The organism is Streptomyces sp. NPDC015220, from assembly GCF_043079345.1.
Taxonomy (GTDB): Bacteria; Actinomycetota; Actinomycetes; order Streptomycetales; family Streptomycetaceae; genus Streptomyces.
On the sequence record NZ_JBIBUK010000027.1, the window covers coordinates 62,936 to 84,026 of the forward strand.

The 21,091-nt window shown below is 72.9% G+C and carries 19 protein-coding genes and 1 riboswitch; of the genes, 4 read left to right on the plus strand and 15 right to left on the minus strand.

Annotation, left to right across the window (positions count from 1 at the left end; translation table 11 throughout):
* Nucleotides 1–3: 3 nt before the first annotated feature.
* From hisG to ACF061_RS34125, 7 genes are all read right to left on the minus strand, one after another.
* On the minus strand, nucleotides 4–852 hold the full coding sequence (hisG, locus tag ACF061_RS34095) for an ATP phosphoribosyltransferase (RefSeq protein ID WP_392270885.1): 849 nt from the start codon (nucleotides 850–852) through the stop codon (nucleotides 4–6).
* 49 nt (nucleotides 853–901) lie between these two features.
* Nucleotides 902–1,174, minus strand: coding sequence for a phosphoribosyl-ATP diphosphatase (locus tag ACF061_RS34100; RefSeq protein WP_190192865.1), 273 nt, complete (start codon nucleotides 1,172–1,174; stop codon nucleotides 902–904).
* 34 nt (nucleotides 1,175–1,208) lie between these two features.
* Nucleotides 1,209–1,694 carry a 6,7-dimethyl-8-ribityllumazine synthase gene (gene ribH, locus ACF061_RS34105; RefSeq protein ID WP_392270886.1) on the minus strand — a complete coding sequence of 162 codons (486 nt, stop codon included), beginning with the start codon at nucleotides 1,692–1,694 and terminating at the stop codon, nucleotides 1,209–1,211.
* A 22-nt stretch (nucleotides 1,695–1,716) separates the two neighbouring features.
* Nucleotides 1,717–3,048: a bifunctional 3,4-dihydroxy-2-butanone-4-phosphate synthase/GTP cyclohydrolase II gene (locus tag ACF061_RS34110; RefSeq protein ID WP_392270887.1), complete on the minus strand. Its 1,332-nt coding sequence runs from the start codon at nucleotides 3,046–3,048 to the stop codon at nucleotides 1,717–1,719.
* On the minus strand, nucleotides 3,045–3,689 hold the full coding sequence (locus ACF061_RS34115; RefSeq protein ID WP_392270888.1) for a nicotinamide riboside transporter PnuC: 645 nt from the start codon (nucleotides 3,687–3,689) through the stop codon (nucleotides 3,045–3,047). Before ACF061_RS34115 ends, ACF061_RS34110 begins: the two co-directional genes overlap by 4 nt.
* Entirely contained in the window at nucleotides 3,686–4,294 is a 609-nt protein-coding gene (locus ACF061_RS34120; protein ID WP_392270889.1) for a riboflavin synthase, read from the minus strand. Before ACF061_RS34120 ends, ACF061_RS34115 begins: the two co-directional genes overlap by 4 nt.
* 153 nt (nucleotides 4,295–4,447) lie before the next feature.
* A riboswitch (FMN riboswitch) is annotated at nucleotides 4,448–4,578 on the minus strand.
* 363 nt (nucleotides 4,579–4,941) lie between these two features.
* Nucleotides 4,942–6,147, minus strand: coding sequence for an ROK family transcriptional regulator (locus ACF061_RS34125; protein ID WP_392270890.1), 1,206 nt, complete (start codon nucleotides 6,145–6,147; stop codon nucleotides 4,942–4,944).
* A 146-nt stretch (nucleotides 6,148–6,293) separates the two neighbouring features.
* On the opposite strand from ACF061_RS34125, the gene ACF061_RS34130 reads away from it, so the two are divergent.
* Nucleotides 6,294–7,505 (plus strand): MFS transporter, encoded by a 1,212-nt coding sequence (locus ACF061_RS34130; RefSeq protein WP_392270891.1) that lies wholly within the window; start codon nucleotides 6,294–6,296, stop codon nucleotides 7,503–7,505.
* On the opposite strand, the gene ACF061_RS34135 is transcribed toward ACF061_RS34130, so the two are convergent.
* Entirely contained in the window at nucleotides 7,465–7,923 is a 459-nt protein-coding gene (locus ACF061_RS34135; protein WP_392270892.1) for an acyl-CoA thioesterase, read from the minus strand. The genes ACF061_RS34130 and ACF061_RS34135 overlap by 41 nt on opposite strands.
* A 143-nt stretch (nucleotides 7,924–8,066) precedes the next feature.
* Between ACF061_RS34135 and ACF061_RS34140 the strand changes: the two genes are divergently transcribed.
* The 3 genes from ACF061_RS34140 (at nucleotide 8,067) to ACF061_RS34150 (ending at nucleotide 11,557) form a co-directional block, all read left to right on the plus strand.
* Nucleotides 8,067–9,470, plus strand: a complete 1,404-nt coding sequence (locus tag ACF061_RS34140; protein WP_392270893.1) for a uracil-xanthine permease family protein — start codon at nucleotides 8,067–8,069, stop codon at nucleotides 9,468–9,470.
* A 320-nt stretch (nucleotides 9,471–9,790) separates the two neighbouring features.
* Complete coding sequence (locus tag ACF061_RS34145) at nucleotides 9,791–10,486, plus strand: DUF5995 family protein (protein WP_392270894.1); 696 nt, start codon at nucleotides 9,791–9,793, stop codon at nucleotides 10,484–10,486.
* A gap of 144 nt (nucleotides 10,487–10,630) precedes the next feature.
* A complete protein-coding gene (locus tag ACF061_RS34150; RefSeq protein WP_392270895.1) occupies nucleotides 10,631–11,557 on the plus strand; it encodes a TIGR03619 family F420-dependent LLM class oxidoreductase in 927 nt (308 codons plus the stop codon).
* 16 nt (nucleotides 11,558–11,573) lie between these two features.
* Here ACF061_RS34150 and ACF061_RS34155 read toward each other — a convergent pair whose 3' ends face one another.
* The 7 genes from ACF061_RS34155 to rpe form a co-directional block, all read right to left on the minus strand.
* On the minus strand, nucleotides 11,574–13,271 hold the full coding sequence (locus tag ACF061_RS34155) for a flavin monoamine oxidase family protein (protein ID WP_392270896.1): 1,698 nt from the start codon (nucleotides 13,269–13,271) through the stop codon (nucleotides 11,574–11,576).
* A 59-nt stretch (nucleotides 13,272–13,330) separates the two neighbouring features.
* On the minus strand, nucleotides 13,331–14,119 hold the full coding sequence (locus ACF061_RS34160) for a carbon-nitrogen hydrolase family protein (RefSeq protein WP_392270920.1): 789 nt from the start codon (nucleotides 14,117–14,119) through the stop codon (nucleotides 13,331–13,333).
* Nucleotides 14,120–14,701: 582 nt separating this feature from the next.
* Complete coding sequence (locus ACF061_RS34165) at nucleotides 14,702–15,154, minus strand: Lrp/AsnC family transcriptional regulator (protein WP_019983898.1); 453 nt, start codon at nucleotides 15,152–15,154, stop codon at nucleotides 14,702–14,704.
* Between the two features lie 10 nt (nucleotides 15,155–15,164).
* The gene (locus ACF061_RS34170; protein WP_392270897.1) at nucleotides 15,165–16,637 is read right to left on the minus strand and encodes an amino acid permease; all 1,473 of its coding nucleotides are present in this window, start codon (nucleotides 16,635–16,637) and stop codon (nucleotides 15,165–15,167) included.
* Nucleotides 16,638–17,083: 446 nt separating this feature from the next.
* The gene (locus ACF061_RS34175) at nucleotides 17,084–18,526 is read right to left on the minus strand and encodes a GuaB1 family IMP dehydrogenase-related protein (RefSeq protein WP_392270921.1); all 1,443 of its coding nucleotides are present in this window, start codon (nucleotides 18,524–18,526) and stop codon (nucleotides 17,084–17,086) included.
* A gap of 395 nt (nucleotides 18,527–18,921) precedes the next feature.
* Nucleotides 18,922–19,965, minus strand: coding sequence for a sugar-binding transcriptional regulator (locus ACF061_RS34180; protein ID WP_392270898.1), 1,044 nt, complete (start codon nucleotides 19,963–19,965; stop codon nucleotides 18,922–18,924).
* A 78-nt stretch (nucleotides 19,966–20,043) separates the two neighbouring features.
* Nucleotides 20,044–20,730, minus strand: coding sequence for a ribulose-phosphate 3-epimerase (gene rpe / locus ACF061_RS34185; RefSeq protein ID WP_392270899.1), 687 nt, complete (start codon nucleotides 20,728–20,730; stop codon nucleotides 20,044–20,046).
* Between the last annotated feature and the right edge of the window lie 361 nt (nucleotides 20,731–21,091).

Consider the following 21,091-nt stretch of genomic DNA (forward strand, 5'->3'; position numbering starts at 1 on the left):
CCCTTACAGACGGCAGGCGTGAATGGCCGTGGTCAGGATGGCGCGGGCGCCGATGGCGTACAGGTCGTCCATGATCCGCTGGGCCTCCTTGGCCGGGACCATGGCGCGTACGGCGACCCAGCCCTCGTTGTGCAGCGGGGAGACGGTCGGGGACTCCAGGCCGGGGGTCAGGGCCACGGCCTTCTCCAGCTGCTCGACCCGGCAGTCGTAATCCATCATCACGTAGGTCCGGGCCACCAGGACGCCCTGGAGGCGCCGCAGGAACTGCTGCACCTTGGGGTCCTCGGCGTCGGCGCCGGTACGGCGGATCACGACGGCCTCGGACTTCATGATGGGTTCGCCGATGACCTCCAGGCCGGCGTTGCGCAGGGAGGTGCCGGTCTCGACGACGTCGGCGATGACCTCGGCGACACCGAGTTCGACGGCGGTCTCCACGGCGCCGTCGAGGTGGACCACGGAGGCGTCGACGCCGTTGTCGGCGAGGTGCTTGGCGACGATGCCCTCGTAGGAGGTGGCGACCGTCATGCCGTTCAGGTCCGCGACGCCGGCGGCGGTGCCGGGCTTGGTGGCGTAGCGGAAGGTGGAGCGGGCGAAGCCCAGCGGGAGGATCTCCTCGGCGTTGGCGCCGGAGTCGACGAGCAGGTCGCGGCCGGTGATGCCGATGTCGAGGCGGCCGGAGGAGACGTAGATCGCGATGTCGCGGGGGCGGAGGTAGAAGAACTCGACCTCGTTCTCCGGGTCGACGATCCGCAGCTCCTTGGACTCGCGGCGCTGCTGGTAGCCGGCCTCATGCAGCATGTCCGCCGCAGGGCCGGAGAGTGAACCCTTGTTGGGGACGGCGATGCGCAGCATGAGGTCGGCTTCCTTCGTTCGTGCGGACGGTGCGGGGGGTTGCTGGTGCTCAGAGGTGGGCGTAGACGTCGTCCAGGGAGATGCCGCGGGCGACCATCATCACCTGGACGTGGTACAGCAGCTGCGAGATCTCCTCGGCGGCCGCCTCCTTGCCCTCGTACTCGGCGGCCATCCAGACCTCGGCGGCCTCTTCGACGACCTTCTTGCCGATGGCGTGCACTCCCTTGCCGACCAGCTCGGCGGTGCGGGAGGTGGCGGGGTCGCCGTCGGCGGCCTTGTGCTGGAGCTCGGCGAAGAGCTCCTCGAACGTCTTCTTGGACATGGTGGTCCCCACCCTAGCCGCTGTCGCGCTCCGCTCACCGCCAGGGTTCGGATACTGAACGCAGCGTGGCCGCGGTCGCCACCGCCGCGGTGACCGCCTCGTGGCCCTTGTCCTCGGTGGAGCCCTCGAGGCCGGCCCGGTCCAGGGCCTGCTCCTCGGTGTCACAGGTGAGCACGCCGAAGCCGACGGGCACCCCGGTCTCGACCGAGACCTGGGTCAGGCCCTGCGTGACGCCCTGGCAGACGTAGTCGAAGTGCGGGGTGCCGCCGCGGATGACAACGCCGAGGGCGACGATCGCGTCGTAGCCGCGGCCCGCCAGCGCCTTGGCCACCACCGGGAGCTCGAAGCTGCCGGGCACCCTGAGCAGGGTGGGTTCGTCGATCCCCAGTTCGTGCAGGGCGCGCAGGGCGCCGTCCACCAGTGCGTCCATCACCTTCTCGTGCCACTGCGCCGCGATGACGGCGACCCTGAGGTCCCCGACGTTCCGGACGGACAGTTCCGGTGCACCCTTGCCGCTCACGTATCTCCTCGGTTCCTGGTACTTACTGGTTGCCGCAGGTGGACACGGCGGGCGTGTCCAGCCAGGGCAGGTCGTGGCCCATCCGGTCCCGCTTGGTGCGCAGGTAGCGGAGGTTGTGCTCCCCGGCCTGGACGGGCATCGGCTCGCGGCCCGTGACCTTGATGCCGTGACGCAGCAGCGCGTCGGTCTTGTCGGGGTTGTTGGTCATCAGGCGGACGCCGCGCACGCCGAGGTCCCGCAGGATCCGCGCGCCGGCGCCGTAGTCGCGGGCGTCGGCGGGCAGGCCGAGTTCGAGGTTGGCGTCGAGGGTGTCGCGGCCCCGTTCCTGGAGCTCGTAGGCCCGCAGCTTGGACATCAGTCCGATGCCGCGTCCCTCGTGGCCGCGCAGGTAGACCACCACTCCCCTGCCCTCGCTCCGGATGCGTTCCAGGGAGGCGTCCAGCTGGGGGCCGCAGTCGCAGCGCTGGGAGCCGAAGACGTCGCCGGTCAGGCACTCGGAGTGGACGCGGACCAGGACGTCCTCGCCGTCCCCGAGCTCGCCGTGGACCAGCGCGACGTGCTCGACGCCGTCGACGGTGGAGCGGTAGCCGTACGCCGTGAAGGTGCCGTGCGCGGTGGGCAGGCGGACCTCGGCCTCACGGCGCACGGTGGGCTCGGACGCGAGTTCCCGCCGGTCGGGCGGGGCCGGGAGCTCCAGGGAGCGCCGGTGGGCGACCAGGGACTCGATGGAGATGATCGTCAGGCCGTGCTCGCGGGCGAAGACGATCAGCTCGGGCAGGCGCAGCATCCGGCCGTCCTCGCTGGCGATCTCGACGATCGCGCCGGCCGGGCGCAGTCCGGCGAGCCGGGCGAGGTCGACGGCGGCCTCGGTGTGGCCGTCGCGCGCGAGGACGCCGCCGGGCCTGGCGCGCAGCGGGAAGACATGGCCGGGGCGGACCAGGTCGGTGGGCTCGGCGGTGCCGCCGGCGAGCAGTCGCAGGGTGGTGGCGCGGTCGGCGGCGGAGATGCCGGTGGTGACTCCGTGGGCGGAGGAGGCGTCGACGGAGACCGTGAAGGCGGTCTTCATCGACTCGGTGTTCTGCTCCACCATCTGCGGCAGTTCGAGCCGGTCCAGTTCCTCGCCCTCCATGGGGGCGCAGATCAGGCCGCGGCACTCGCTCATCATGAAGGCGACGATCTCGGGGGTCACCTTCTCGGCGGCGACGACGAGGTCGCCCTCGTTCTCGCGGTCCTCGTCGTCGACGACCACGACCGGGCGGCCGGCCGCGATGTCGGCGACGGCCTGTTCGACCGGGTCGAGGGTGAGGTCCTCGGCGTCGGGGGCGGTGCTGTAGAGAACGGGTGCCGCGGTCATGCGGGCGCTCCTTCCGGGACGGGCCGCGGGCTTCGGCGGGAGCGCTGCCACCAGTCGCGCATGCCCCACAGGACGAGCGCGCCGTAGACGACGTAGACGAAGCCGGAGAAGGCGAAGCCGTTGGCGAAGTTGAGCGGGACGCCGACGGCGTCGACGAGGAGCCAGGCGAACCAGAACTCGACCATGCCGCGGGCCTGGGCGTACATGGCGACGACGGTGCCGACGAAGATGTAGGCGTCGGGCCAGGGGTCCCAGGACAGGGACGGGTAGGCCTTGAACAGGGCGGCGACGGCGACCGTGCCGACGGCGGCGCCGCCGAGCAGTACGGCCCGTTCGCGCCAGGTGGCGAAGCGTACGGCGATGTGGCCGTCCGCGTCCCGGCCCCTGCCGCGGTTCCACTGCCACCAGCCGTAGACGGCCACGACCATGACCACGATCTGCTTGCCCGCGCTGCCGGACAGGTGGGCCGTGGCGAAGGCGGCGAAGAGGATCAGGCCGGACACGAACTGGGTGGGCCAGCTCCATATGGAGCGCCGCCAGCCGAACGCCAGGCCGATCAGGCCGATGACGTTGCCGATCATGTCGGACCACTTGATGTGCTGGCCGAAGAGGGTGAAGGCCTCGGAGTTGAGCCAGTTCACTCGCCGGCCTCCCGCGCGCGGTCGCCGAGCAGGCGCTCGACGTACTTGGCGACGACGTCCACCTCGAGGTTGACCGGATCGCCGGGCTGCTTGAGACCGAGCGTCGTCAGGGCGAGGGTGGTGGGGATGAGGCTGACGGTGAAGTGGTCCGAGCCGGCCTCGACGACGGTGAGGCTGATGCCGTCGACCGTGATGGAGCCCTTCTCCACGACGTAGCGCGCGAGGTCGGCCGGGAGCGAGATCCGCACGATCTCCCAGTGCTCGGACGGTGTGCGCTCCAGGACCGTGCCGGTGCCGTCGACGTGGCCCTGGACGATGTGGCCGCCCAGGCGGGCGCCCACGGCGGTGGGGCGTTCGAGGTTGACCCGGGAACCGACGGCGAGGGCGCCGAGGCTGGAGCGTTTCAGGGTCTCCGCCATGACGTCGGCGGTGAACTCCTCGCCCGCGTGCTCGACGACGGTGAGACAGACCCCGTTCACGGCGATGGAGTCGCCGTGCCGCGCGCCCTGGGTCACGACGGGGCCGCGGAGCCGGAAGCGGGCGGCGTCGCCGAGGTTCTCGACGGCGGTGACCTCACCCAGCTCTTCGACGATTCCGGTGAACACTTCCCGGGTCCTCCTGCCTCTTCGGGCACGGACTCCGGGGCTGTCGATGACGACAGAAGGTACGGACGACGAACACTCGGGGCGACGCCGGACGGGGCCCCGCCATGACGGCGGGACCGCAGACGGCGGCGCGCACGCGTGCATGCTCGCCCGCCGCGCACTGCCTCCCATCCGGACTTTAACCGTCGGTCCAGGAATTTCACCTGGTCAACCGGCCGCTGGAAGCGACCGGGTCGCGGACTGTAACCGCCGGTTCGGACTTTCACCGACCCCGGAGTGCGCTGCTACTGGTACAGGGCCAGTGTGCCACGCCTGATCGGCGTCCATACGGACGGCCGGTGTGGGGTCGCTCACAGCGCGTCGTCCGCGTCCGGCGGCCTTCCCGCCGGTGCGAGCGGTTGAGAGGTCCGGCGGCGGGCAAGGGCCGTCGTCACCGCCGCCGGACCGGTCTGTGCGGAAGTCCGACCCTAAAAGGACTAGACCATCTGGTCAACAGGCTTGCTCCGGTCACGAGTTCGGGAGCCACGCCGCGGGCCCGGCCGGGCAGTCCGGTGCGCGGGGGCGGAGCCCACGCCGCGCCGGGCCCGCCGGAACAGGCCGGAACAGGCCGGGCAGGCCGGGCGCCGGCCGGCACTCCCCGGAGCGGCTCACACCTGCCGGGCCGGCCCGCCGTCCGGGCCGAACAACTCGTCCTGGGCGCGGTCCAGCGCCGTGATGAGCGCTCCGCGCAGCACCGCGCCGCCGCCGAGCGTGCTCGCCCGCACCTCGGTGGGCAGCGGCGACATCCGCGCGAGGCGGTCCGCCACGCGCGTGGCGAGCGCCTCGCCGCCGGCCTGCCCGGTCTCGCCGCCGAGGACCACGCACCCGGGATCCAGGACCGCGGCGACCGAGGCGGCCCCGAGGGCGAGGCGGTCGGCGAGGGCGTCCAGGAAGCGCCCGGCCCGGGCGGTGTCCGCGGCCACCGCCTGCCGCACCAGCGGCGCCGCGGCCGGTTCCGCTCCCGCCGCCGGCGGCTCGGGCAGCCCGTGCTCGCGGGCCAGCGCGGCAACCGCCGTCGCTCCGGCGAGCGAGTGGAAGCCGCCCGCGCAGTCCGTCGCCGAGGGCAGCGAGGCCGTCCCCGGGACCGGCAGGAAGCCGATCTCGCCCGTTCCGCCGGAGGCGCCGCGACGCAGCGCGCCGTCCAGGACGACGGCCGCGCCCGTGCCGTGGCCGAGCCAGAGCAGGACGAAGGTGTCCCGCCCCCGGGCGGCGCCGTCGCGCTGCTCGGCCAGCGCAGCGAGGTTCGTCTCGTTCTCGACGGTGACGCGCGCCGACGGCAGCCGCTCCTGCAGCGCGGCGACCAGCCGGCGGTGCCACTCGGGCAGCCCCGTGGAGTCGCGCAGTTCCCCGGTGACCGGGTCGATGAGGCCCGGCGCGCCGATGCCGACCGTGTGCAGGCGCTCCGCCCCGGCCTCCTTGGCCACCCGCTCCACCAGCGTGACCGCCTGTTCGACGGCGGGTCCGGTCCCGGTGTCCCCGCCGATCGGCACGGACGCCCCGGCCAGCTCCCGGCCGAGGAGGTCGGTCACGGTCACCGAGACGCTCTCGGTGCGGATGTCGAGGGCGGCCAGGTGGGCGCGGTCGGACACGATCCCGTAGAGCCGGGCGTTCGGGCCGCGCCGCTGCTCCCCGGACTCCCCGACGACCGTGATCAGGCCGGAGACGGTCAGGCGTTCGACCAGGTCGGCGACCGTCGGCCGGGACAGACCGGTGAGCTGCTTCAGCTGCCCTGCCGTCAACGGCCCTTCCTGCTGCAGCAGCCGCAGGGCGAGCCGGTCGTTGATGGCCCGGGCGGTGCTCGGGGATGCGGGCATGCCGGGAATCCTCCCAGATCGGCGGGGCCGCGCCGCGGGCGGCCGTATCTCCCCTATCCATCAGGAAGGGTCCCTGATAGTTTACGCCGCAGTCAGCACGCCGGCCGCTCCTTCGACGCGGCCCAGCGCCCAGGAGGGGCCGGAGAATGACAGCAGTGGTCTACGAACAGCGTCAGGTGCGGCGCGCCCGGTACGCCGTGGCGGCCGTCTTCGCCGTGCACGGCGCCGTCACCGGCTCGTTCGCGACCCGCGTGCCGTGGATCCAGGAGCACGCCTCGGTCAGCGCCGGGCAGCTGGGTCTCGCGCTGGCGTTCCCCGCGCTCGGCGCGTCCGTCGCGATGCCGCTGGCAGGCCGCGTCAGTCACCGCTTCGGCGCCCGGACCGCGCTGCGCGGACTGCTCGCCCTGTGGACGCTGTCCCTGGTCCTGCCCGCGCTCTCCCCCAACCTCCTCACCCTCTGCCTGGCCCTGTTCGTCTACGGCGCCTCGGCGGGCATGTCGGACGTCGCGATGAACGCCCTCGGCGTGGAGGTGGAGAACCGGCTGGGCCGCTCGATCATGTCCGGCCTGCACGGTCTGTGGAGCGCGGGCGCCCTGACCGGCTCGGCGGCCGGCACGCTCGCCGCGCACCTGGGCTCGGACGCCCGTCTGCACCACGCCCTGGCGGCCGGGGTCCTGACCGTGCTGGGCCTCGTCGCCTGCACCTGGGTCCTCGACCTCCAGCCGGCCGAGGACGAGGAACCGCCGCCCCGGTTCGCGCTGCCGCCGAAGTCGGCGCTGCTGATCGGCGCGGTCGGGTTCTGCGCGGTGTTCGCCGAGGGCGCCAGCCTGGACTGGTCGGCGGTCTACCTGCGCCACCAGCTGGACACCTCAGCCGGACTGGCGGCCGCCTGCACCACGGGATTCACCCTCACCATGGCCGTCGCCAGGATCGCCGGCGACAAGGTGGTGGACCGGTTCGGCTCCGTGCGCACGGTACGGTCCGGGGGCGTTCTGGCCGTCCTCGGCGGCCTGCTGGTCGTCGCGGCGGGCCACCCGGCGGTGGCGATGACCGGGTTCGCGCTGATGGGGCTGGGCATCGCGGTCGTCGTACCGCTGTGCTTCGCGGCGGCCGGGCGCAGCGGGCCCAACCCCAGCCAGGCCATCGCCGGTGTCGCGACCATCACCTACACCTCGGGCCTGGTCGCGCCGAGCGCGATCGGCGGGCTCGCCCAGGCGACCAGCCTCGTGGTGTCGTTCGGCCTGGTGACCCTGCTGGCGTGCGGCCTGGCCGCCTTCGCGGGAGTGCTGCGGGCGGGTGACCGGGATCGCCCGCGGGTCAGTCCGCCGGCCGCAGCAGTTCCCGGCCCGCGGCCCTGAACTCCTCGCTCCAGGGCGTGGGGCGCAGCGTCCCGGAGTCCAGCCGGACCAGGACCCGGGCGCCGTGCGCGTACGTCACCGCGCCGTCGGCGGAACAGAACCGGAACCCGTACGTCAGGCCCGTCCTGCCGAGCCGTTCCAGCCACAGGTGGACGGCGTACTCGCCCGGCCGGGTCACCGGCGCCTCGTAGGTGATCCGCAGCTCCTTGACCGCGTTGCAGGCGTCGCCGGCGGCGGCCCAGTCCCCCTCGAAGCGGAAGCCGTGCTCGCTCCACAGCTCGGCCCAGGCACGCTCGACCATCAGCGGGTAGCGCGCGTTGTGCAGCAGGCCGAGCGCGTCCAGGTCGTCGAAGTGGACGTCGACGGAGATCAGCCTGCCGTGCGACAGGGCGGGGGCGGCGGGTGCTTCGGCGGTCACGGCGGGGCTCCTGGACGTGCTTGCGGCGGTGGGACGACGCCATCCTAAGCGGACGCTCAGCAGCCTCTCGAACAGAGCATCGCCGACGACCCCGGACAATGGTTTTCGGACAGTCTTCCGTTCAGAGAAAGCGAAACCCCACCATGGACCTCGGCGTGCGCTGGAAACTGCACGGTGACGGGCGCACGCCCGCACCCGGAGCGGTGGTCCGGCCCGACGAACGGCTCTCCTGGCCCCGCACGGTCGGGCTCGGCGCCCAGCACGTCGTGGCCATGTTCGGCGCCTCCTTCGTGGCCCCCGTGCTCATGGGCCTCGACCCCAACCTCGCGATCATGATGTCGGGCGTCGCGACCGCGATCTTCCTCCTCGCCACCCGCGGCCGGGTCCCCAGCTATCTGGGCTGCTCGCTGTCGTTCGTGGGCGTCGCCGCGGTCATCCGGGCCCAGGGCGGCACCAGCGCCACCGTGACCGGCGCGGTCCTCGTCGTCGGCGTCGTCCTGTTCCTGATCGGCCTCGCCGTGCAGCACTTCGGGGCACGGATCATCCACGCCGCGATGCCGCCGATCGTCACCGGCGCGGTCGTGATGCTGATCGGCTTCAACCTCGCCCCGGTGACCGCCTCCACCTACTGGCCGCAGGACCAGTGGACGGCCCTGCTGGTGATGCTCTTCACCGGCCTGGCCGTGGTCTGTCTGCGCGGTTTCTGGTCACGCATCGCGATCTTCCTGGGCCTGGTCTTCGGTTACGGCATCTCCTGGGCCCTCGACCGGGTCTTCGGGAAGATCCACTCCGTGGACGGGTCCGGCAAGCTCACCGACCACTGGCGCCTGGACCTGTCCGGGGTCGGCAAGGCCGACTGGATAGGTCTGCCGTCCTTCCACGGCCCGGCCTTCCACTGGTCGGCCATCCTGGTGGCGCTGCCGGTCGTGATCGCGCTGGTCGCGGAGAACGCCGGGCACGTCAAGGCGGTCGGCGAGATGACCGGCGACCCGCTCGACGACAAGCTGGGCACCGCCATCTCCGCCGACGGTGTGGCCTCGGTGCTGTCGACCGCGGTGGGCGGCCCGCCCAACACGACCTACTCCGAGAACATCGGCGTGATGGCGGCCACCCGCGTGTACTCCACCGCCGCCTACTGGGCCGCGGCCGGCTTCGCGCTGCTGTTCGGCGTCTGCCCCAAGTTCGGCGCGGTCGTGGCCGCGATCCCGGGCGGGGTCCTGGGCGGCATCACCGTCATCCTGTACGGCATGATCGGCCTGCTGGGCGCGCAGATCTGGATCAACGCCAAGGTCGACCTGCGCAACCCGCTGAACCTGGTGCCGGCCGCGGCGGGCATCATCATCGGCGTCGGCAACGTCAGCATGAAGTTCACCGACAACTTCTCCCTCAGCGGCATCGCGCTCGGCACGATCGTCGTCATCACCGGCTACCACGCGCTGCGCGCCTTCGCGCCCGCGCACCTCAAGGGGCAGGGGCCGCTGCTGGACGAGGGCACCTCGTCGTACGACGAGCCGGGGAAGGCGGGACCGCGGCGCGCCGAGCCGTAGGACACGGGCGGGCCGTCCGGACCGCTCCCCGGCGCGGCGGCCCGACGCCCACGCACGGTCTGCGAACCCTGCCGAACCGGCTGGGCCGGTGGGCCGATGACACCGGTGCCGGCCGGGTCGCCGGGTCGCCGGGTCGCCAGGTCGCCAGGTCGCCAGGTCGCCAGGTCGCCAGGTCGCCAGGTCGCCAGGTCGCCAGGTCGCCAGGCACGGTACCGCGTCCGCCCCTCACGGGCCGGTCGGGCCGGGCTCGCGTCCCCCGTTCCGGGGAAGCGCCGGGCCCGTCGGCGCCCTGGGCGCGACGGGCCTGGGACCCTGCCCCCATGGTGCAATCGGCACGGCTCACCCGCCGCCTGGACACAGTGGACGAGGCCGTCGACCGGATGCGCGCGCTGGCCGCCGCGCTGCCGGAGCGGGACGGGGTCGCGGTCTTCAACCGCGTCTACCTCGCCGTCACCGAGGCGGTCGGCCACCGTCTCGCCGCGGGACGGTTCGCGGACCCGCGGGCCGCGACCACGCTGGACCTGCGGTTCGCCGAGCGGTACCTCCACGCCGTGGACGCGGCGGCCGAGGGGCGGCGCCCGCCGGCCTGCTGGCGGCCGCTGTTCCAGTTCCGCCGGCACCCGGGGGTGCGCCCGCTCCAGTTCGCGCTGGCGGGTGTCAACGCGCACATCGGCCACGACCTGGCGCTCGCCGTCGTGGACGCCTGCCGCACCCTCGCCTGCGAACCCGCGGAGCTGGAGGGCGATTTCGAGCGCGTGGGCGATCTGCTGACCACGCTCGAGGAGCGGGTGCGCGAGGATCTGATGCCGGGTCCCGATCTGCTGCAGGTCGCCGACCCGATCACCCATCTGCTGGGCGCCTGGAGCCTGGAGCGGGCGCGGGACGCCGCATGGTCGGCCGCGCGCGCCCTGTGGGCGCTGCGCCGGCTGCCCGACGTGGCCGAGGAGTTCGCCCAGCGGCTGGACGCGGCGGTCGGCTTCGCCGGACGCATGATGCTCACCCCGCTGCCGGACTGACCGCGTCGCGGACCGGTCCGCGACGCGGCGCGGGGCGGACCGGGGGAACCGCCGCGCCCGCCCCGGGCCCACCGGCCCCGGACTCCCGAGGTGTCACTGTACGTTGACGGATGAACACCGACGATCACGAAGGAGCACCCCGTCATGGCGACCCGGCTGGGACTCGGCCTCCCGCAGAACCGGCAGTACGACCTCGGCAAGGACGTGCCCGACGTGGCCTGCGCCGCGGAGGACATCGGCTATGACAGCGTATGGGTGTACGAGCGGGCCCTGTTCCCGGAGCCGGCCGGCCAGGGGCTGTACGGCATCGAGGGCCTGCCCTGGCCGGACTCCTACCGGCACGTGGCCGACCCGCTCGTGACGCTCACCCTGGCCGCGGCGGTCACCGGGCGGGTCCGTCTGGGCAGCAGTGTGCTCGTCGCGCCGCTGCACTCGCCGTTCCAGCTCGCCAAGGCCCTGGCCTCGCTCGACGCGGCCGCGGACGGCCGGGTAATCGCCGGTTTCGGCACCGGCTGGTCGCTCGACGAGTACGCGGCCGCGGGCATCCGGCCGATCAAGGAGCGCGGCCGGGTGCTGGACGAGGTGATCGACGTCTGCCGGGCTGTGTGGGGCCCGGACCCCGTGCGCTACCACGGCCGAATCACGCGGATCGACTCGGCCGTGGTCGGCCCCAAGCCCGCCCGGCCCATCCCGATCCTGCTGGCGGCGAGCACCCACAGGGCGCGGGAGCGGCTCGTCGAGCACGCCGACGGCTGGCTGCCGACCGGCACGGGCGTCGAGCAGATCGCCGATCAGTGGAACGCGTTGCAGGACCTGGCCGCCGAGCGCGGCCGGCAGCAGCCCATCGAGACCGTGCTCAGGGCGAACGCGCGGTACTCGGACAAGGCCCAGGGCGCCGGCCGTCGGCCCTTCCACGGCGACGCCGAGCAGATCGTCGAGGACCTCCTCGCCCACGCGGAGATCGGCATGGCGGAGATCCTGGTCGACCTGCAGAGCACCCTGCGGGACGCCCAGGAGCTCAAGGACGTCGCCGCCGAGGTGTACGAGAAGGCACGGGCGGCCGGGCTGTGACCGCCGTGGACGGGTGTCAGTCCTCGGGGAGTTCGACGGGCGCGATCTCGTCGTAGACGTCGCCCGGGCCGGGGTTGGTCGCGTCGGTGGCCCCGCCGAAGTGGCGCATGACTCCCCAGACCGCGTTCAGCGCGGTCTGGACGGCGCCCTCGGCCCAGCCGGCCGTCCAGGAGATGTCGTCGCCGGCCAGGAAGATGCCCCGCTTGTCCTCGGGCAGCCGGTCCTGCATGAAGTGCGTGAACAGGCGCCGCTGGTAGCGGTAGTGGCCGGGCAGGTTGGCCTTGAACGCGCCCATGAAGTAGGGCTCGTTCTCCCAGGAGACCGTCACCGGGTTGCCGATGATGTGCTTCCTGATGTCGACCTTGGGGTAGATCTCGCCGAGCGACTTCAGCATGACCTCCATCCGCTCGCCCGCGGACAGCGGCAGCCACTTGAGGCTGTCGTCGCACCAGGTGTAGGAGAGGCAGATCACGGCGGGCTTGTCCGGGCCGTCGTCGAGCAGGTAGGTGCCGCGGGTCATCCGGTCGGTGAGCGTCATCGACATGACGTCCCGCCCGGTCTCCTCGTCCTTGTCGAGCCAGAACGGCCGGTCGACCGGGACGAAGAGCTTGCTGGACTCCATGTAGTGGGTGCGCTCGATCGCCGTCCAGTGGTCGATCGGGAACAGCTCGTCGTCGCACTGGATCTTGGACAGCAGCATCCACGACTGGGCGGTGAAGATCGCCGCCCGGTAGGTGCGGATGTCGCCGCCCGCGTCCGTCACGGTGATGCGGTTGCCCGCGGTGCGATGCAGCCGGGTCACGGCCGGGCGCGGTTCGCCGTCCACGTGCAGGGACCTCAGCGAGGTGCCGTACGGCCAGTGCACGATCTTCTCCGGCTCCCGCTCCCAGAGCCGGAGCGGCAGTTGCTGGGAGCCGCCGACGATGCCGCGGTGGTGGTCGTCGGCCTCGGTGTAGACGACCCGCAGGATCTCCAGGATGGAGTTGGGGAAGTCGGTGTCCCAGCCGCCGGTGCCGAAGCCGACCTGGCCGAAGATCTCACGGTGCCGGAAGGACTTGAAGGCCTCGGAGTCGCAGAGGAAGCCGTAGAAGGTCTGGTTGTCGAGCTTCTCGACCAGCTTCGCCCAGATCTCGCGGATGCGCGGAACGTCCCGCTCGCGCATGGCGCGGTTCATGTCGGAGAAGTCGGCGCCCTCCTCCAGGCACTTGTTCCAGGCGTCGGCGACGTCCCGGTAGACCTGCGGCAGGTCGTCGGCCGACTCGGCGTAGTGCGACTCGCCCTTGAGGTCGACGACGGTGGACGGAGTCGCTTCCGCGAGCGGGTTCGGGAAGGGCCGGGTCCGAAGGCCCACCAGGTCGATGTAGTGCTGGAGCGCCGTGGAGGACGGCGGGAAGCGCATGGCGCCCATCTCGGCGGTCAGCGTCTCGTCGCAGCCCTCGAAGCCGACGGTGCGCAGCCGGCCGCCGATCCGGTCGGCCTCGTAGACGACGGGCCTGAGGCCCATCTTCATCAGCTCGTAGGCGGCGACGACGCCGGACAGTCCGCCGCCGATGACCGCGACCTCGGCGCCGTGCTCGGTCGCCGGCACCTGGCCCAGACCCGCCGGGTGGGTGAGGAAGTCGTCGTAGGCGTAGGGGAAGTCCGGACCGAACATGGTGATCGGCGGCTGCTGCTCGTCGGCGTGCTCGACGGCGTTGGGCACCGTGGACGTCATGGGGTACGGACTCCTTGCGGGAAAGAACTGGTGGAAGCTGACGCGGGACTGACGGGGCGTCAGACGAGGGCCCCGTAGAGGTCGGGGCGGCGGTCCTTCAGGTACGGGTTGGCCTCGCGGGAGGCGGCGAGGAACGCCGGGTCGACGTCGGCGAGGACCAGTTCCTCGTCCCGTCCCGCCCGGGCGCGGGCGACCCCGTCGGGCCCGGCGAGGACGGAGAGCCCGACGAACTCGAACTCGCCCTCCCGGCCGACCCGGTTGACGTACGCCACGTACATCTGGTTCTCCCAGGCCCGCACCGGGATCAGGGACTCGGCGACGAACTGGAACGGGTGCATCTGCGCCGTCGGGACGACCAGGAGGTCGGTGCCGGCGAGGGCGTGGGCGCGCACGTTCTCCGGGAACTCGACGTCGTAGCAGATCACGACGCCGACCGTGACGCCGTTCAGCTCGGCCTGGACGACCGGGCGGTCACCCGGGGCGAAGTGGTCGCGCTCGAAGCAGCCGAAGAGGTGGGTCTTGCGGTAGTTGGCGAGGCGCGTGCCGTCGGCGGAGATCAGCTGGGCGGAGTTGAAGACGGCCTCGCCGTCGCGCTCGGGGTAGCCGTAGGCGATCGCCAGGCCGTGCCGGCAGGCCAGTTCCGCGATCGCGTCGGCCGAGTCGCCGTCGGCGGGCTCGGCCAGACGGGCGGTGTCCGCCCCGATCGCGTAGCCGGTCAGGAACATCTCCGGCGCGATGAGCAGCCCGGCGCCCGCGGCCGCGGCGCGGCCCGCGGCGGCGTCGAGGACCTCGATGTTCCCGGCGACGGAGCCGGGGCGGCCGGAGCTCTGGAGCAGGGCGGTGCGCAGCGACGGCATGACTGTCCTCGGGAAGGTGCGAAGGGAGTGGGAGGGCCGCAATGACGGTACGTTTCGGCCGGTCGGCGGGACAAGGCGGGACCGTTGCGTCTGTGCGGGCGATCCGTTGCGTGCCGGGCCGGGCGTACGGCGATTCGTTGCGCCCCTGGACCCCGCCCCGGTGGCGGGACGCACCCGGTGCTCCGCCCCCGCGCGCGGCCGGGCGGTCACCGGACGGGGCTCGGCGCGCCGGGCCCCGGTCACGGAAGGGCGAGCGCGCCCGGAGGACCGGGCGCAGCGGGGCGACGGGGAGTTCGCACGCGTGGCCCGGCGGCGGGCGCGGCAACCCTGGCGGGCGCGGCCCGATGGCAGGCGTGGCGCCAACAGCATGAGCGGCGCCGATGACGGCGGCCGGAGCGGCAGTGGTCTCGGCCTCGGGCGGCGGGGCCCCGGTGTCGGGCTCGGGGGCGTTCACACACGTCGAGGGGGGAGCGGCGGCTGCGCGGTGCCGCCCTGGCTCCCCCGGCACCCTGCACCCGGCACCCGGCACCCGGCACCCGGCACCCGGGGCGTCCTACCGGAGCCCGTACCGGTTCAGGTGGGCGAGCCCGACGAGTAGCGGCGCAGCAGCGGGGAGAGGACCAGGACGGACTTGGTCCGTTCCACGAAGGGCTCCCCCGCGATGCGTTCCAGGACCCGCTCGAAGTGGCGCATGTCGGCGGCGAAGACCTGGGCGATCGCGTCCGCGTCGCCGGTGACGGTGGACGCGGACACGACCTCCTGGTAGCGCTCCAGGCCCCGCTGGATGGTCTCCGGGGAGGTGTTGCGCCGGCAGTGGATCTCGACGTACCCCTCGGTCTCCCAGCCGAGCGCGGCCGGGTCGACGCGGACGGTGAAGCCGGTGATGGCTCCGGTGGCGCGCAGCCGGTCCACGCGCCGTTTCACGGCGGGCGCGGACAGGCCGACGAGCTGCCCGATGTCCGCGTAGGAGCGGCGGGCGTCCTCGGCGAGGGCGTGCACGATGCGTTCGTCGAGATCGTTCAGCACTGTCGGTGGATCACTTCTCGGAGGGTGAGGCGAGTCGGGAACGGCGGTAGCCGTACACGAAGTAGAACACGAGCCCGGCCGCCATCCAGATCCCGAAGACCACCCAGGTGACGGCGGACAGGCTGCCCATCATCCAGACGCAGAGGAAGAAGCCGACGGCGGGCACCACCGGGGACAGCGGCACCCGGAAGGTGCGGCGCATATCGGGACGGGTCCGGCGCAGCACCACGACGGCCACGTTGACCAGGGCGAAGGCGAAGAGGGTGCCGATGCTGGTGGCGTCGGCGAGCTCGCCCAGTGGGACGGCGGCGGCCAGCACGCCGCAGAACAGGGACACGATCACCGTGTTGGCCCTGGGCGCCCCGGTCCTGGGGTGGACCCGGGAGAACACCTTCGGCACCAGGCCGTCCCGGGACATCGCGAACAGGATGCGGGTCTGGCCGTAGAGCACGGTCAGCACGACGCTGGCGATGGCGACGACCGCGCAGGCGGCCAGCAGGGTGCCCCAGAACGACTGGCCGGTGACCTCGCGCATGATCTGGGCGAGCGCCGCGTGCGCGTCGCCGAACTCCTGCCAGGGCTTGGCGCCCACGGCGACGGCGGCGACGAGGACGTACAGCGCGGTCACGATGACCAGCGACAGCATGATCGCGCGGGGCAGGTCCCGCTGGGCGTTCCTCGCCTCCTCGCCGGCGGTGGAGGCGGCGTCGAAGCCGATGTAGGAGAAGAACAGCGTCGCGCCCGCCGCACTGACGCCGCCCATGCCGAGGGGCATGAAGTGGGAGTAGTTGCCGGAGCGGAAGCCCTGGACGCCGATGGCGCAGAACAGCACCAGCGAGGCGATCTTCACGCAGACCATGACGGTGTTGGCGCGCGCCGACTCCTTGGCGCCGCCCATCAGGAAGACCATGGCCAGCAGGACGACGATCAGCGCCGGCAGGTTGAAGACGCCGCCGTCGCCGGGGGGCGCGGACAGGGCGTTGGGCAGGGTGACGCCGATGGTGCCCTTGAGCAGTTCGTTGACGTACTCGCCCCAGCCGACGGCCACGGCGGCGACCGACACGCCGTACTCAAGGAGCAGGCACCAGCCGCACACCCAGGCGATCAGCTCGCCCATCGTTGCGTATGCGTACGAGTAGGAGGACCCGGAGACCGGGATGGTGCCGGCCAGTTCGGCGTACGACAGGGCGGAGAACAGCGCGGTCAGACCAGCGATCACGAAGGAGAGGGTGACCGCCGGGCCGGCCTTGGGCACCGCCTGGCCGAGGACCACGAAGATGCCCGTGCCGAGGGTCGCCCCGATGCTGATCATGGTGAGCTGCCACAGCCCGAGGGACCGCCGCAGACTTCCTCCCTCACCCTGCCCGCCCTCGGCGACCAGGCGTTCCACCGGCTTGCGCCGCATCAGGCGGGCGCCGGCGGACAGCCGGGCAGGGGGGACGGTGGTTCTGCGGTCGTGCGGCGGTGCGCCTTGGTCCAGCACGCGCGGCTCCTTGTCGCTGCGGGTTGTCAGCGGCAGGGACCGGTGGCGCCTCGTCCCGTGGGACCCACCGAGCGGGGTCCCTGCCACGCCACGTACAGCGCAGACCCTACGAGGCGGCGCTTCACGTGCGTAATGCAGCAACCTTGCGCATCTCCGCAGAATCGTTGCGTTCCCGCGGGCTGGGCGGCCGTTCGTTGCGTGGGGGCTTTCGACCGTTGCGCGCGGGACGGGCGGGACCGTCCTCGGATGCCCGGCCCGGCAGCCACCCGACCGGCTCCCGCCCGACATCCCCGGGCCGGACGCCGGGCCCGGCGTCATCCCTCCGGCCGCCCCGGCCGGCGTGCGGTCCGGTGCCCCCAGCCGGGAGGCTCCGGCCCGACGACGCCGTACGGCCCCCGCTCTCCCCCGACGGGGAGAGCGGGGGCCGTGGCGGAGCGGCCGGCGCCTCAGCTCCAGCTGGCGTGCAACGGCTTGCCCTCGGCGTAGCCGGCCGCGCTCTGGACGCCGACGATGGCCTTCTCGGCGAACTCCTCCAGGGAGGCGGCGCCCGCGTAGGTGCAGGAGGAGCGGACGCCCGCGATGATCGAGTCGATCAGGTCCTCGACGCCCGGGCGGGCCGGGTCGAGGAACATCCGGGAGGTGGAGATGCCCTCCTCGAACAGCGCCTTGCGGGCGCGGTCGTAGGCCGACTCCTCCGAGGTGCGGTTGCGCACCGCGCGCGCGGAGGCCATTCCGAACGACTCCTTGTAGAGGCGGCCGTTCGCGTCCTGCTGGAGGTCGCCCGGCGACTCGTAGGTGCCGGCGAACCAGGAGCCGATCATCACGTTGGACGCGCCGGCCGCGAGGGCCATGGCCACGTCGCGGGGGTGGCGGACACCGCCGTCGGCCCACACGTGCTTGCCGTACTTCTTCGCCTCGGCGGCGCACTCCAGCACGGCGGAGAACTGCGGCCGGCCGACTCCGGTCATCATGCGCGTGGTGCACATGGCGCCGGGGCCGACGCCGACCTTGATGATGTCCGCGCCCGCGTCGATCAAATCCTTGACGCCCTCGGCGGAGACGATGTTGCCGGCGACGATCGGGACCCGCGGGTCGAGGTCGCGGACCAGCTTGATCGCGCCGATCATCGACTCCTGGTGGCCGTGCGCGGTGTCGATGACGAGGGTGTCCACCCCGGCGGCGAGGAGTTGCTCGGCCTTGCCCGCCACGTCGCCGTTGATGCCGACGGCGGCGGCTATGCGCAGCCTGCCGTCGGCGTCGGTGGCCGGAGTGTAGAGCGTGGCACGCAGGGCGCCCTTGCGGGTGAGGATGCCGGCGAGCCTGCCGTCCTTGTCGACCGCGGGCGCGTAGCGGCGGTTGGCCGCGTCCAGGTGGTTGAACGCCTCGCGCGGGTCGATGTCCGCGTCCAGGAGCAGCAGGTCCTTGCTCATGACCACTTCGAGCTGGGTGAAGCGGTCGACGCCGGTCAGGTCCCGGTCGGTGACGACACCGACGGGCCGGTGGTTCTCGTCGACGACGACGCCCGCGTTGTGCGCGCGCTTGGGCAGCAGGGCCAGGGCGTCGGCGACCGTCTGGTGCGGGGCCAGCACGATCGGGGTGTCCAGGACGTGGTGGCGGCCCTTCACCCAGGTGACCACGTCGGTGACGACATCGATCGGGATGTCCTGCGGGATGACCACGAGGCCGCCGCGGCGGGCCAGGGTCTCCGCCATGCGGCGGCCGGCGACGGCGGTCATGTTGGCGACGACCAGCGGGATGGTGGTGCCCGTGCCGTCCGGGGAGCTGAGGTCCACGCCCTGACGCGAGCCGACCGCGCTGCGGCTCGGCACCATGAAGACGTCGTCGTACGTCAGGTCGTACGCGGGCTGGATGTCGTTGAGGAAACGCACGTGCTGCACATCCCAGTCGATCAGAGGTGACCCCCGGGCAGGTCTGCCAGGGGGAAAGAGCACGTACTTCATTCTCCCATGACCAGGGCGGCGTCGGCTCCCGGCAGAACATCCAGGCCGGTCGACGGCCTGCTGGGAGGAACCTCCAAGAGGGTGCGCGGCGCCCGGACCCGGCCGGCCGCGGGGCCGCGGGATCTCCCGCGCGGCCGCCCCGCTCCCGCGGCCGGGCCGGCGCGCGGAAGGCCGCCGCCCGGCCGGCGGACCGGCCGCGCGGACGACGAGCCCGGCCGCGCGGACGACGAGCCCGGTGAGCACTACGGGCCCGGTGAGCCCGCGGGGGACGGACCGCGGCGGCGTACGAGACACCACCGCGGCCGTCCCCCGGTAACCCGCTGTCAGACCCCGTCCGGGTCCGCCCGGTTCAGGGCGGGCTTCGGGGTGGTCCCGGCCGTCATCAGGCAGTCGGCGGCCGAGGTGTCCGTGACCAGGCTGGTGACCAGCCCGGAACGGAGCACGGCGTCGATCGCCGGGGCCTTGCGCTGTCCGCCCGCTATCGCGACGACCTCGGGGATGCGGCGGAGCTGGTCCGCCTTCACCGTGATGCACCGCTCGCCCAGGTCACGGCCGATCCGGCGGCCCTCGGCGTCGAAGAGGTGCGCGGACATCTCTGCGGCGACGCCGAGCGAGGCGTAGTGGGCACGCTCCTCGTCGCTGAGCATGTCGTGCACGGTGGAGATGCCCGGCTCCCAGGAGCCGATGGACACACAGGCGACCGTGACCTTGTCGAAGTACTCGAAGGCCCGGGCGATCCCGGTCTGGTTGCGCAGGGCCGCGGCGGTGGCCGCGTCCGGCAGCAGCATCGGCGCGTAGATGGGGTGGGCGTCGCCGCCGGACACCTGGGCGGCCCGGCGGACGGCCTCCACCGAGCCGCGCTCGGCGGTCCCGGCGTCGTACACGCCGGTCAGCTGCACCACCGTGCACGGGGGCAGCCGGTCCAGGGCCGCCGCCATGTGGATGGTGGAGCGGCCCCAGGCCAGCCCCAGTACGTCCCCCTCGTTGACCAGCTCGCCGAGCAGGTCGGCGGCCACTTCTCCGAGGTTCTCGGGGTCGGGCGTCTCCTCGGCGTCGGCCGGGGACTCGACCACGACGGCGTGCCTGAGGCCGTAACGGGCGCGGAGCGCGTCGGAGCGCTCGGCGTCCAGCTCGGCCGGCACGCGGATCTCGATGCGCACGAGATCCCGTTCGAGAGCGGTCTCCAGGACCCGGGCCACCTTGAAGCGGCTGACGCCGAACTCCTCGGCGATCTGGATCTTCGATTTGCCCTCGAGGTAGAAACGGCGGGCCATGGCCGCCGCCTGCACCAGCTCAGCGGGTCCCATCCGCACTGCTGACCGGCCCGCCGACATACCCGACACGGCGATCTCCTCACTGCTGTTCACACTCTGGATTCGCCGTTCATCCTTGCAGATCCGGCGCGCTCGATCAGCCCTGATGAGAGCCGTTCACGTAGCTGACGCTCAGTGGTCGCACGCCCACGATGCCTTGGCGGTGGCCGCCTCCGCCTGCGTGCGCAGTACACGTACCGCCTCGGCGGGGTCCTGCGCGCCGTAGACCGCCGACCCGGCGACGAAGACGTCGGCGCCGGCCTCCGCGCACCGCTCGATCGTCGTCGCCGACACGCCGCCGTCCACCTGGAGCCAGAGCTGGAGGCCGTGCTTGCCGATCAGCTCCCGGGTGCGGCGGATCTTGGGCAGCATGATGTCGAGGAACGCCTGGCCGCCGAAGCCCGGCTCCACCGTCATGATCAGCAGCATGTCGAGCTCGGGGAGCAGGTCCTCGTAGGGCTCGATGGGGGTGGCGGGCTTGAGCGCCATCGAGGCCCGGGCGCCCTTGGCGCGGATCTCGCGGGCGAGGCGCACCGGGGCGGCGGCCGCCTCGACGTGGAAGGTGACCGAGGAGGCGCCCGCCTCCACGTACTGCGGGGCCCACCGGTCGGGGTCCTCGATCATCAGGTGACAGTCCAGCGGGGTGTCCGTCGCCCTGGCCAGGGACTCCACGACCGGCACACCGAGGGTGAGGTTCGGGACGAAGTGGTTGTCCATGACGTCGACGTGGAGCCAGTCGGCGCCCTCCACCGCCTTCGCCTCGTCGGCGAGGCGGGCGAAGTCGGCGGACAGGATGCTCGGGTTGATCTGCGCGGCCATGACCCAAGACTGCCATGCCGGGGCACGGTTGTTCGCGTCGGTCCCCGGCCGGCCCGCCCCGGCGGCCCGGGTGAGCAGGTCCGGCGGCCTCGGTGAGCAGGTCCGGCGGCGCGTACCGACCGGTCCCGGGACGGCGCCCGGCCGGTCCGGCGGTGATCCGGCGGCGCGCACCGCGCCGGGAGCCGGGCGGTCCCGCCGCGGTCGCCGTCGTGCCCCGGGCGCGGCCCGGCCGGTCCTCGCCGCGGGGCGGCCCCCCCCCCCCCCGGGGGCGGGCCCCGGGGGGGGGGGGGCGCGCGGCGGGCCGGCCCCCCCGGGGGGGCGGCGCAGCCCCCCCGCCGGGCCCCCCCGGCGGCGGCCGCGG